The sequence below is a fragment of the Segatella copri genome, from assembly GCF_026015625.1.
In the GTDB taxonomy this organism is placed as follows: Bacteria; Bacteroidota; Bacteroidia; order Bacteroidales; family Bacteroidaceae; genus Prevotella; species Prevotella copri_H.
The window spans coordinates 1,797,214-1,810,754 of sequence record NZ_JAPDVG010000001.1 but is presented as its reverse complement, the minus strand read 5'-3'; the positions used below and the strand labels follow the sequence as shown (position 1 = coordinate 1,810,754).

6 protein-coding genes are annotated in these 13,541 nt (G+C 44.9%); 5 read left to right on the top strand and 1 reads right to left on the bottom strand.

The features are described 5' to 3' along the window. The first annotated feature begins 164 nt into the window (after positions 1-164). Positions 165-3,389 carry a SusC/RagA family TonB-linked outer membrane protein gene (locus ONT19_RS07990; RefSeq protein ID WP_264952774.1) on the top strand — a complete coding sequence of 1,075 codons (3,225 nt, stop codon included), beginning with the start codon at positions 165-167 and terminating at the stop codon, positions 3,387-3,389. A 13-nt stretch (positions 3,390-3,402) separates the two neighbouring features. Then, a complete protein-coding gene (locus tag ONT19_RS07985; RefSeq protein WP_264952775.1) occupies positions 3,403-5,454 on the top strand; it encodes a RagB/SusD family nutrient uptake outer membrane protein in 2,052 nt (683 codons plus the stop codon). 107 nt (positions 5,455-5,561) lie between these two features. On the opposite strand, the gene ONT19_RS07980 is transcribed toward ONT19_RS07985, so the two are convergent. Then, positions 5,562-6,488: an Rpn family recombination-promoting nuclease/putative transposase gene (locus ONT19_RS07980; RefSeq protein ID WP_118078725.1), complete on the bottom strand. Its 927-nt coding sequence runs from the start codon at positions 6,486-6,488 to the stop codon at positions 5,562-5,564. Positions 6,489-6,725: 237 nt separating this feature from the next. Between ONT19_RS07980 and ONT19_RS16390 the strand changes: the two genes are divergently transcribed. The 3 genes from ONT19_RS16390 (at position 6,726) to ONT19_RS07965 (ending at position 13,479) form a co-directional block, all read left to right on the top strand. After that, positions 6,726-6,980: a hypothetical protein gene (locus tag ONT19_RS16390; protein ID WP_437183483.1), complete on the top strand. Its 255-nt coding sequence runs from the start codon at positions 6,726-6,728 to the stop codon at positions 6,978-6,980. A gap of 56 nt (positions 6,981-7,036) precedes the next feature. Further along, positions 7,037-9,184 (top strand): DPP IV N-terminal domain-containing protein, encoded by a 2,148-nt coding sequence (locus tag ONT19_RS07970; RefSeq protein ID WP_437183480.1) that lies wholly within the window; start codon positions 7,037-7,039, stop codon positions 9,182-9,184. Between the two features lie 206 nt (positions 9,185-9,390). After that, entirely contained in the window at positions 9,391-13,479 is a 4,089-nt protein-coding gene (locus tag ONT19_RS07965) for a hybrid sensor histidine kinase/response regulator transcription factor (protein WP_264952776.1), read from the top strand. Positions 13,480-13,541: the final 62 nt, after the last annotated feature.

Sequence of the window (13,541 nt, the reverse complement as noted above, 5' to 3'; positions counted from 1 at the left end):
ATTTTTTCACTTTTTTAGACGATAATGTAGCATAATATGCAAAATATTGTGTTACTTTGCAATCGAAATTTAAACAATAATAAACCTAACAAAAAATAGAAAATGAGACAGACACAAAAAATCTCAGGCTTTGTACATAGTCAAGCTTATGTAAAAGCCATCGCGTGTTTGGTCCTTGCATGTGGGGGGGGGCATTACCTACTCTAGCAGCAAGTGAGACCTCATCAACCCCTAAGGTAGAGGAAGCTCAGCAGAGCGAAGTCACCGTAAAGGGTACAGTTGTGGACGATGCCGGTGAGCCAGTCATCGGAGCTACCATTATGGAAAAAGGAACCCGTAATGGTACGGTTACCGATATTGATGGTAACTATGTTATTAAGGTAAAGCGTAATGCTCAGTTGGCTATTTCTTACTTGGGATATGCAACACAGGTAGTTCCTGCCGGAACATCTAAAGTGGTTTTGAAATCTAACGATACCAAGCTGAATGAAGTGGTGGTCGTAGGTTTCGGTACCCAGAAAAAGGTAAACCTTACGGGTGCGGTGACCGCAGTATCGGGTGAGGAATTGGATAGCCGTCCTGTAAGCAATGCCACCCAGGCTCTGCAGGGTATGGTGGCAGGTTTACAGATTACCCAGGCTGCAGGTAGTTTGGATGATACTCCAAGCTTGAATGTACGTGGTACAACTACAATCGGACAGGGTTCCAGTGGTAGTCCGTTGGTCTTGATCGATGGTATGGAGGGTGATATCAATACCATCAATCCTCAGGATATTGCCAGCGTATCTGTATTGAAGGATGCAGCTGCATCATCTATTTATGGTTCTCGTGCACCTTTCGGTGTTATCTTGATTACTACCAAGAGTGGTGGTAAGCGTGACAAGGTAAGTATAAACTACAACAATAATTTCCGCTTCAGTACCCCAATTCGTATGAAGCATACTATGAATTCTGTCGATTTTGCTTGTATGCAGAATGATGCGAATACGAATATTGGTGGTGGTCAGATTTTTACACCAGACCATGTTCAACGTATGAAGGATTGGATAGAGGGCGAATATGTTAATGCTGGTACCCGTAAGGATAAAAATGGCAATTTGATTTATTCTTTGGATGCGGATGCTAATGGCTATTGGTTGAGTGGATTTACCGATGGTTATGCTTCTACCGATTTCTATGATACAATATACAAAAAACATACATTCTCTCAGGAGCACAATGTAAGTGCAACCGGTGGTGATGACAAACTCAACTACTATGCTTCATTTGGCTATTTAGGTCAGGATGGTTTGATCAAGGTTGCTGATGAAGGTAGTAGCCGATATACTGCTACTGCCAAGATTTCTTCACAGTGGACGAATTGGATGAAGTTTAACTACTCTCTCCGTTTTGTTCGCAAGGATTATCATCGTCCTCAGTCTTTGGGTTCTGGTGTATATGAATATCTTGGTGGACAGTGGCCATGTGTTCCTTTGTATGATAGAAATGGCAATCTCTATAATGAGATGGTAAACACCATGACGAATGGTGGTACTTATCGTTATCAGAATGATGAGTATAATCATCAGGTAGGTTTGGACATCGAACCAATCAAGAATTGGGTTACCCATGCTATCTTCAACTATCGTACATCCCATAATGAGAGTCATACAGATATGCAGCATACTTATCTGTATAATCTGAATGGTGAGGCTTACGACCAGAATAATTTTACCTATGTAGGTGAAGATTACTATAAGGAAAATTATACAAATTTCCAACTCTATTCTGAGTATTTGTTCAATTTGCAGAAGAAGCATAACTTCCATATTATGGCTGGTTTCCAGTCTGAGGATGAGCGTATGAAGTACAAATATGCAGATAGAGCTGGTCTTATCGTAGGTAATAAGCCTCAAATTGATGGTACAACTGGTATTGATGCTTATGGTAATCCTGTGGATCCATCTGTGTCTGGCAACATGAGCCGTTGGACAACTTGTGGTTTCTTTGGTCGTTTGAATTATGATTATCAGGGCAAGTATCTCTTTGAGGTTAATGGCCGATATGATGGTTCTTCAAGATTCCGCCCGGGAAATCAGTGGAAGTTCTTCCCATCAGTATCTGCAGGTTGGAATATTGCACAAGAGAACTTCATGCAGCCAATCAATGATTGGATTGGTCAGTTGAAGCTTCGTGTATCTTATGGTAACTTGGGTAACCAGAATGTTGGTACTTACCAGACTTATCAGACGATTGGTGTATATGCCAACAATGGTACATGGCTGCAGGATGGTTTGAAACCGATGACAGCTTGGGCACCAGGCCTGGTTTCTCAGAATTTGACATGGGAAACCATCCAGAGTTTTAATGTCGGTCTTGACTTTGCATTTTTGAAGGATCGCTTGCATGGATCATTTGACTGGTATGTGCGTAAGACAAAAAATATGATAGGTAATGCCCCTGAGCTTCCAAGCATCTTGGGTACAGCTGTACCTGTTACTAACAATACCGACTTGCGTACCAATGGTTGGGAGTTGACTATCGGTTGGAACGACCGCTTGTCTAATGGTTTACAGTATGGAATCAACTTCAATCTCTCTGATGCCTATGCTACTATCACAAGGTATCCTAATAACCCTTCTCATTCATTGGGTAACTATATTGAGGGACAGCGTATTGGTGATATCTACGGTTATGAGACCATCGGTATAGCTAAGAGCCAAGAAGAGATGGATGCTCATATAGCAAAGGTTGATCAGAGTACTATTGACAATAACAAGTGGGGTGCTGGTGATATCATGTATCGTGACCTCAATAATGATGGTAAGATTTCCCCGGGTGCCAATACGTTGGAAGATCATGGAGATCTTAAGAAGATAGGTAATTCCACACCACGTTATCTCTTCGGTATCGACTTGAATGCTGCTTGGAAAGGCTTCGATGTACGTTGTTTCTTCCAGGGAGTCATGAAACGTGAGTATTGGGCTAGTACACGTTACTTCTTTGGTACTTTCGAATATGGTCGTTGGTATCAGGTCTGCCTGGATGGTTTGCAAGACTATTATCGTGACGAGAACTCTTGGTCTGTTGTCAATGGCTTCCAGGAGCCAAACAAGGACGCTTACTTGCCACGTGCAGCCTATAGCGCCAAGAATGAGCAGATTCAGACAAAGTATCTGCAGGATGCTTCTTACATTCGTTTGAAGAACCTTCAGATTGGTTATACCTTGCCACAGGATTTGACACGTAAGATTTCTATTGAGAAACTTCGTGTTTACTTCTCGGGTGAGAATCTCTGGACAGGAACATCTCTCCGCAAGCAGTATGACCCAGAGACCATTGGTACATGGTATGGCAATGGATATCCATTGAACACAACCTTCTCTTTTGGTTTAAGTTTAACATTATAAATATTAGAATGATATGAAATTCAATATATCTTTAAAGGTACTTCCTTTGTTGGCATGCGGTATGTTGATGGCTTCTTGTAATGATTTCCTGAAGCAAGAGCCTCTTACAGATATTACTCCTACCGACTATTACAAGGATGCTACTCAGCTTCAAGCTGTAGCTAATGCTTTTTATCAGACTGTATTGCCATATCATAGTGGTGCAGGCTATGGTACATTCGCATACGATAATGGTACAGATAATCAGACCGGTTCTAATGGCGATTCTAAGTATAAGAAAGGTAGTTGGAAGACTAGTAACGACAACTCTTCATGGAGCTGGAACAATATTCGTGATATCAACTATCAGTTGAATATAGCACAGTCTAACTATGAGAATGGATTGATTGCGGGTAATGAAAATAAGATTCGTCAATATATCGGCGAGTTACACTTCTTCCGTGCCTATGCTTATTTCAGCTTGTACAAGAGTTTTGGTGACTTACCTATTGTGACAGAGGCCATGCCTGAAAATGAGGCTATCCTTGTAGCAGCTAATAAGCGTAGTCCTCGCAACGAGGTTGCTCGTTTTATTCTTGCCGACCTGGATTCTGCTGTAACCTATATGGAGCCTGATGGTTGGGAAGCAACCACACGTATCTCTCCTGCTGTTGCTCATCTGTTTGCATCCCGTGTAGCCTTGTTTGAGGGTTCTTGGTTGACCAATTTTGCTGGTACTCCATTCGTTCCTAATGGTGAGGGATGGCCAGGAAAGTCAAAGGACTATAATGCCAATTATCAGTATCCTACAGGTAGCGTTGAGGCTGAAGCTAAGTATTTCTTCCAGAAGGCGGTTGATGAGGCTGCCATTGTAGGTGATGCTTATGTAGGCAAATTGGATAAGAATACAGGTATCGTACCTCAGTCTTTATCTGATACCAATCCTTATTTCTATAAGTTTGGTAATACCGATATGTCTGCCTATCCTGAGGTTCTTCTCTGGAAGGCCTATAATAAGGGTAAAGGTGTGACTGATAACATTGAGGTAGCTGTAAACCGTGGTAATACCTATACTGGTTTTACCCGTGGTATGATTGATGCCTTTCTGATGAAGGATGGTAAGCCTACTTATGCACACCATGATGGATATGTATATGAAGATACAACGACTCATGCAGTAGTTCGCAATCGTGACCCACGTTTGTTTATCTTCTTGAAGCGTCCTGGTCAGAAGAACGTTCTTCAGGGTGAGGATAATAATATTGCTGCTGAGCAGGTTCGACCAATAGAGCCAGTTCCTCAAGTGTTTACTCGCTCATTTGACGTAACTTATACTACTGGTTATGCTATTCGAAAGGGTGGTACGTTTAATCAGAACCTGGCCGAAAACCAGGCTGGTTATACTGCATCTATCACCTTCCGTGCCACAGAGGCTTTGCTCAACTATATTGAAGCTCAATATATGCTCGACCACAATTTAAATGCGAAGAGCATTTCATATTGGAAGGCAATCCGTGAGGCTGCTGGCTTTACAGGTGAGGCTGCTGACCCTCAGACAACTATTGCTGCCACAGATATGGCACAGGAGTTAAAGGGTTATACCGATGGTTCTGGTACACAATATGATTGGGGCGCATTTTCTGCTGGCAAGGCATTGACTGATCCTACTTTGTATAGTATTCGTCGTGAACGTCGTACAGAGTTGATGGCTGAAGGTCTTCGTTGGATGGATTTGATTCGCTGGCGTTCACTCGATCAGTTGATGAAACAGCCTTATCAGCTTGAGGGCTTCCATCTTTGGAATACTCCAATGGAAAAATGGTATACAGAAGACCAGTTGGTAGATGATGGTTCTGTTACAGCTACAGTATCTTCTCGTAAGTTGACTGAGTATTTCCGTCCTTACCAGATTGTTTCTACCAATATGCTTTACAATGGTATGACCTGGTCTATGGCTCAGTACCTACAGCCAATGCCTTTGCGTCAGTTTATGCTTACAGCTCCTGACCATAAGACCTATGCAGACTCTCCATTGTACCAGAATCCATACTGGCCTATGGAACCAGATGAGGCTGCCGAGCAGTAAATCTTGAATTTCAATTTCCCTTGAGGTCTTTAGAGATAAGACAAGGGGATATATATAAAAGCCCCCGATAGTAACAATGCTATCGGGGGCTTTGTTTTCTTTTAAACCTAAATAAGTTTTTCAATCTCTTTAATAGAAAGACCTGTACCTTTGGCAACTTGTTCTTGTGTGAGCCCCATGCCGAGAAGACGCTTTGCGGTGGCCAACTTTTCTTTGGCAACACCTTCTTCTCTGCCTTCTTCTCTGCCTTCTTTTCTGCCTTCTTCTCTACCTTCTTTTCTGCCTTCTTTTCTGCCTTCTTCCTTCGCAGTATCGATTGAATTTTTTATGTCTCGATAGGCCTTAAGACTATCCTCGTATTCTCGTAATTCTTGTTGACTGAATTTAGCGATTTCAGCTTCTTCAAACAATTTCGTGAAAATTCTCTCTTTTAAAGCTTTCGGTCGTTTGTCAAGCTTGGGTAAATTCTTGAGAACATAGAGCCATTTGTCATACAGAGTTTCTAGCTCAGTCTCGCTTTTGTTGAATTTGGCAATCTCAATATACTTGAAAGAAAGCTTGTCGTTAAAGACCTTGAATGTCTTTTTGTCTAGCAGGCCAACATCGTGATTGATTTCTTTTTGGTCGAAAGCTTCTTCCTTAAAATCAAAGTTGAGCAATGCTACTGTATAAACGTGGTCTAGCTTGAAATTCCAATCCTGTCCTTTTGGGGCTTGCTCTCTGATAGGAAATGTAGAATAGAAGAGAGAACGGTCTTTGAAGTATTTCTGAAAGGCGTTCTGCATTTCAACGATGAACTTTTCTCCTTTCTCATTTTCACAATACACGTCAAAGATAGCTTTGCGCTCAGCGAAAACATCACCAACGTGCTCGCTATTAAGGTAGCGAACATCCTTAATGACTTGCTCTCCATCAAAAAGTGAATTCAGAAAGTTGATGAGCAAGTCTTTGTTTGGCTTTGTTCCAAATATACGTTTGAAACCAAAGTCGGTAAGTAAGCTAATATATCGTTCTTCTGATAATCTCATAATCATTTCTTTTTATAGATTTCTTTTGGCAAAGATACGACTTTTTATAATATCTCCCAAGTTTTTTTGCACAAATCTATCGTTTTGATGTAATTTTTGACAAATCTCTAAGATGTTCTTTGAGAAGATACGATATTTATATCATTTTAGACGATATTGTGAGCGTTTTTGCAAGATTATCAGTACTTTTGTGGCGAAATATCAATAACGAAAAGAATAAATAACGCAAAAATCATAACCGAAATGAAACGAATCTTCTTATCGCTGATACTCACAGCGGCAACCTTGCCTTGGGCTACTACGGCTCTGGCACAGAAGTTTGAAGACAACTTCGAAGACAAGACGCTGCGATTGGATTACATCGTGGCGGGCAACCAGAGCAGGGGATGTTACCGTCCGGCGCAGGTTTGCCGTATGCGAATCAACGAAGTGGATGATTTCTGTCCGGTTTGCCAGCGTGCCATCCGACGCATCACAGATTTCTATACTGGGAAATAATATTTTCCTAACTGGAAAAAAAACTTAAGAAGTTAACAAGTAAAATATCAAGCATAATGAAGAATCAGATTTTAGCTCTTTCGCTGTTGAGCGCAGCTTTGGCGATGCCGGCAGCTACAGCTTCAGCACAGGGCACATTAGAAGATTACAACAGAGCCTATGCGCTGCGTCATCAGTTTTCTGCCGATTCCGTGTTCCATTGGGCACGTTCATCGGCTTGGTGCGATTCCACCCACGTACTGCATTATCAGATTTCTACTCCTCAGGGCAAGAAGTTTGTATCCTATGATGCCGACAAGGATGAGATGAAGACTTATGATTCGCAGGAAGCGTTGGAGAAGGCGCTGGGCATCAAGCCTCGTCCTGCCTACAAGCCTCAGTTCGGCAGACGCCATGAGCGCCATTGGATGGAGGTAGATGAGGAGAAGGAGGCTTATCCGGTACTTTCGCCCGACGGCAAGATGGAAGCCTACATCGAAGGTTACAACGTGGTGGTTCATGAGGCAGGAAAACCTTATACCGAAGCCAAGCGAATCCTCACCCAGGATGGTACCATCGGATGCTATTACAGCAACCGCATCCAATGGAGCCCAGACGGCAAGCACATCTTCGTATGCAAGCGTGTTCCGGTAGAGAAGCGCTATGCCTACTACGTGGAATCTTCGCCTGCCGACCAGCTGCAGCCTATCCTCCACAAGCAGGAGTATGCTAAGCCGGGCGATGCCCTGCCACAGCATTATCCGGTCATCATCGATGTGGCTACCGGAAAGAAGGTGGAGGCTGACAAGCATCAGATAGAAAACCAGTATGAACTGGAGTGGATGCAATGGACACCAGACAGCAAGGAGGTGACGATGGAGTACAACCAGCGTGGGCATCATCTCTATCAGATGCTGGCGATGAATGCCGAAACCGGCAAGCTTCGTACCGTGGTAGAGGAGCGTGCCAATACTTTCGTGAACTATGGTCGTCTGTGGCGTCAGTTTATCAAGGATGGCAAGCAACTGCTCTGGATGAGCGAGCGCGACAACTGGAACCATCTCTATCTCTACGATGTGCAGAAGTCGAAGGTTATCCGACAGATTACAAAGGGCGACTGGTTTGTTCGCGGCATCCAGCGTGTGGATGAAGAGAAGGGAGAAATCTATTTCTCGGCTAGTGGCGTGAACAGGAATGAGGACCCATATCTGGTACATTATTATAAAATAGGTATCGACGGCAAGAATATGGTGGCGCTCACTCCTGAAGAGGGAAATCATAGTGCCCAATATACCTATGATTACCGTTATCTCCTGGATACCTATTCTAAGGTGGATGCCGCTCCTGTTACCGTGCTCAGAGATGCGCAGACCGGTAAGCTCGTCAAGACCCTGGAGACGGCTGATATTGCTACTTTGAAGAAGCACGGATGGGTAGCTCCTGAGGTGTTTGTGGCTAAGGGGCGTGATGGCAAGACTGATATGTGGGGCATCATCCAGCGCCCTACCAATTTCGATCCGAACAAGAAATATCCAGTTATCGAGTATATCTATTCGGGTCCGGGCGATGCCTATACTCCGAAGAGTTTCATGCCATACAACTGGTACACCACTTCGCTTGCCGAACTCGGTTTCATCGTAGTCCAGCTCGATGCGATGGGAACTTCCTATCGCGGCAAGAAGTTTGAGGAGGTTTGCTACAAGAATCTGAAGGATGCCGGATTCCCAGACCGTGAACTTTGGATAAAGGCTGCAGCCAAGAAGTATCCTTATATGGATGCTGATAATGTGGCAATCTATGGCTGTTCGGCAGGCGGACAGGAGAGTACCACCGCCGTATTGCTGCATGGCGATTTCTACAAGGCAGCCTATAGTGCCTGCGGCTGTCACGACAACCGGATGGATAAAATCTGGTGGAACGAGCAATGGATGAGCTGGCCTGTCGATTCCAGCTACGTAGAGTGCAGCAACGTGGAGAACGCCCATAAGCTGGAGCGCCCGTTGATGCTGGTGGTAGGCGAGATAGATGACAACGTAGATCCATCGAGCACCTATCAGGTGGTGAATGCCCTGGAAAAGGCGAACAAGGATTTCGAACTCGTGGTGATTCCTGGAGCCCATCATACCATGGGCGAACTCTATGGCGAGCACAAACGCTACGATTTCTTCGTGAAGAATCTGCTGGGTGTGAAACCGCCTAAATGGAGCGATGTAAAGAGCAAGTAATTCTGGTTTCAATCTGTTGATAGTGAAACTTCTCACTTGAATCATTATTTAAGTTTTGCCCTGAAGCAAACGGATAGTCTTACTTTTAAAAAGTAGCTATTTGCTTGTTTCGGGGCTTTTTTTGTTCTTTTTGTTGTATTTCTCGTTATATTTTTGTAATTTTGCGGCATTAAATTATCTAACAACAGAAAATAAAGACTCATATAATGAGAAAGATATCTACTCTAATGGTTTCTGTGCTCTGCATGATGATGCCTGTAGGGGCTGAGGCGCAGGTACCGACAGCCTTCGTCTCGAAAGGGGCTACGGATATTCAGGCGCAGCCACATTCGGTAACGCAAACCAACTCGGGTGCACAATTGGCTGCTATCGACCCTATGGTGCGCTCTATCACGATGGATAATGGTTTGCCGAGTAATGCTGTGCGTAGCGTGGTTCAAGGTTCCAAGGGATACATGTGGTTTGGTACAGACAACGGATTGTGCCGTTTTGACGGATACGATGTCAGAACCTATTATAATCCCTTTACGACTGTAGACCAGTTTGTGAGCGCCCTTACTGCTTGCGAAGAAGGACTGCTGGTAGGTTGCAATAATGGAGCCTATCTGTTCTCTAATGCAACCGACCAATTCCAGAAACTGAGTGATAAGATTACGGCGCCTGTCCTAAATTTCTCGCTTGACGGCGATCAGAATGTTTGGATTTCTACTAGCGGACAGGGCGTGTTCAGATACAATCGGACTACTCACGAACTGCATCAGTATCCGATGAAGAATATTCAGGGTAAAGTGAAAAGTACGCTGGTTGATGCCAACAACCAGGTATGGATGCTCTGTAACCAGGGTGAAGCCAGCATCTATCATCTCAACAAGTCGACCGACCAGTTTGAAGCATTCCCTCTGAAGGGCGATGCAACCATGTTTCACGGCATGGCGATGCTGGCTACTCCCGATGGCAATGTTTATGTCGGAACCTGGGAAAACGGACTTTACAAGCTCAACGCCGATGGTAGTGCCGAACAGCTCATCAGCGGAACCTTGAGTAATGCTGTTCATCATATTCATCAGCTTTACTGCAACGACAACAAGTCTCTTCTCATAGCCAGCGATGATGGATTGGTGCAGTATGACATCCAGAACCGTATCTGGCACATGTTGTCGGAAGTCAACAATCCGAGCCGGAGTACGAGCGAGCGCTTTGTTTATGGTATTGCGGATGATAATGAAGGTGGCACTTGGGTATCTACTTACTATGGTGGTGTGAATTATCTTCCTTCTACGAGTTTTGAAGAGCGTTTCCATGCTTATTCAGCCCGTCTGGGCGGATTGCGCGGTAATGTGGTAGGAAGATTCTTCGAAGACCAACAGCATCGCATCTGGATAGCTACGGATGATGCGGGACTCGACTGCTTTAATCCCCAGACCAACAGTTTTGTTTCTTATCCGGGCAAGGCGGCTATGGGCAAGTATAATGTTCATGCGCTCTTTGCTGATGAAAATAATCTGTGGGTAGGAACCTATGGTAATGGTGTCATCAGAATGAATATGGCTACCGGAGCGCAGCAGGTTTTCCTGACCGATGGAATGGCTTCGGGCGGTAATGCCTATTGTATTTATCGCGACCGGAAAAAACGGCTCTGGGCGGCTACGATGGATGGTGCCAACCTCTTCGATGAAGGACAGCAGAAGTTCTGCAAAATCAAGTCGTTCAAGTCGCTTACCATCGATATCAAGGAAGATCCTCAGGGCAACGTATGGTTTGCTACCCAGGGAGGCGGCTTGTGGCGCTTGGACAAGAATAATGCCTGGAAACAGTATAAATATGTAGAGAATGATTCTACTTCGCTGGTGAGTGATCAGATAAACTGTCTGGCTATCGGCGAAAAGGGGCAGCTCTATGTCGCAACCAGCGAAGGACTTTGCGAATTTCTGCCTTCAAAAGGTATATTCCACCGAATCTCCATCGATGCGCCAAGTCAGGATTTCACGAGTCTTGTCATTTCGCAGGGAGTAATGTGGATTTCTACCAGCAAGGGTATTGTGAAATATACGCCGGGTGAACCTGTCCAGCTGTTCAATAAATATGACGGACTCACTTGCGACCAGTTTATGCCAAATGCCGGACTCCTGGCTTCTGATGGCAGAATCTATTTCGGTTCTACAAGAGGTTTCAACTGCTTCTATCCATATCTCGTCAAGATCAACCAGGTAGCTCCTCCTGTAGCAATCACCTCGGTAGAACTCTTCGGACAGCCGATAGAGGCGGGGAGCGACCAGTTGGAGAAATCTCTGAGTCATGCAGCAGAACTCAATCTGTCTCATAACGAGAATACCATCAATATCTCGTTTGCCGCCCTGAGCTATGTATCGCCTGAGAAGAACCAGTATGCTTATAAACTTGAGGGAGTAGACAAGGATTGGATTTATACCCACGAGCATCGTGCCAACTATACCAATCTTCCTGCCGGAACCTATACCTTCCTGGTTAAGGCAACCAATAATGATGGTGTATGGTCGAAGAATGAGGCAAAACTGAAGATTGTGGTTCATCCGCCGTTCTGGTGGTCTTTGCCAGCCAAGATTCTGTATCTTCTGCTCATCGGTTACGCAATCTACTGGTTCATGCAGAGCCGGTTGAAACGTGAGAAACTCCGTCATCAGGAAGAACTCGATCAGTTGGAACTCAAGCAGGATCAGGAGATGAGAGATGCCCGCCTGCAGTTCTTCACGATGATTGCCCATGAAATCCGTACGCCGGTAACGCTTATCATCGGACCTTTGGAGAGTCTGAAAGAGCATTGGAAACAGGTTTCCGGAAAACTTTCCGATGGTGAGACTATCACGCAGACGCTTTCTGTTATTGACCGTAACGCCCAGCGTTTGCTCTTGCTCGTCAATCAGCTGCTCGATTTCAACAAAGTGCAGCAGAAGGGCATGCAGGTTCATTTCCGTTTGAACAACATTTCGAAGCTGATGCATGCTGTGGCAGAGCGCTTTGCTCCTACCTTCGAGCAGAAAAGCATCCGTTTTGTGGTAGATTATCCAGCCGATGAACTCGTGGCGATGATTGACCAGGAGGCCATTACCAAGGTTATCAGCAATCTGATGAGCAACGCCTTGAAATATACCGAGGATTATGTACGCTTGTCCTGCCGCCTGCTGGAGAATGGAACCCATTTCCGCATAGAGGTGGAAGACAACGGATTGGGAATCAGTCCTGACGAAAAGGAGAAAATCTTCGGAGCCTTCTATCAGGCACGCGACAACAAACCGGGAACCGGAATCGGTCTCAACATCGTGAAGAATCTCGTTGAGGCTCATCATGGTATGGTTGAAGTAGAATCTGCAGTAGGTAAGGGATCTACCTTTATCGTAACCTTGCCGCTCAACCAGATGGATGCTGTGGTAGAGAAGGCGGATGAAATGGTGAAGGAAGAAGAAACTGTTGCTGGGGAAAATCTGCTGACAGATGAAACTCCAGTTGAGCAAGGTTCTCAAAAGGCAGGCGTTGCTGTTGCCAGTCCGCTTCGTGAACCGGCAAAACCGGTGATGCTGATTGTGGATGATGATGAAGACATGCGCCAGTTTGTGAAGGCTCATTTCGAAAAGATGTATACTGTTTATACCGCCGACAACGGAAAGGATGCGCTCCGTAAACTGGAGAAACATCCGGTTTCGCTCATCATAAGCGACTGGATGATGCCAGAGATGGACGGTCCGGAGTTCTGCCGTAGGGTGCGTGAAAATTCAGAATATTCTCATCTCCCGTTCGTGATGCTCACGGCAAAGACCGATGATGCGGCGAAGACGGAGAGTATGAACTGTGGAGCCGATGTCTACATAGAAAAGCCGTTCTCGATGAAGTATCTTGAGGCAAGCGTAAGACAGCTTCTTGAGATGCGCCGTCTGTTGAGGAGTAAGTTCTCTCATACTCCGCTTGAGCCGATAGCAGAGATAGCTCAAACTCAGGTTGATAATGCGTTCCTGGAACGAATGTCTCGCATCATCGAAGAGAATGTGGCGAATCCGGAACTCAACGTGGCGTTCCTTGCCGAAAAGATGGGCATAAGCCGCTCTTCGCTCTTTAATAAGATTCGCGGTCTTGCCGATGTTACGCCAAACGAGATGATCCAGCTCGTGAAACTGAAGAAGGGCGCAAAGCTCTTGAAAGAAGGAAACTACCGCATCAGCGAAATCAGCTATATGGTAGGTTTCAGCAGTCCTAGCTATTTTGCCAAGTGCTTCCAGAAGCAGTTTGGCGTCAAGCCGATGGATTTCGTAGCTGCGGAATCGTAGGATAGAAAAACTATTCGGATAGAATAAAAAATCGCCTGGGTGCTCAGATGCATCCAGGCGAT

Excerpts from the sequence above, each read along its gene's own strand:
- ONT19_RS07980 (WP_118078725.1), bottom strand. The coding sequence starts at position 6,488 with ATGATTATGAGATTATCAGAAGAACGATATATTAGCTTACTTACCGAC.
- ONT19_RS07965 (WP_264952776.1), top strand. The coding sequence starts at position 9,391 with ATGAGAAAGATATCTACTCTAATGGTTTCTGTGCTCTGCATGATGATG.
- ONT19_RS16390 (WP_437183483.1), top strand. The coding sequence starts at position 6,726 with ATGAAACGAATCTTCTTATCGCTGATACTCACAGCGGCAACCTTGCCT.
- ONT19_RS07985 (WP_264952775.1), top strand. The coding sequence starts at position 3,403 with ATGAAATTCAATATATCTTTAAAGGTACTTCCTTTGTTGGCATGCGGT.
- ONT19_RS07970 (WP_437183480.1), top strand. The coding sequence starts at position 7,037 with ATGAAGAATCAGATTTTAGCTCTTTCGCTGTTGAGCGCAGCTTTGGCG.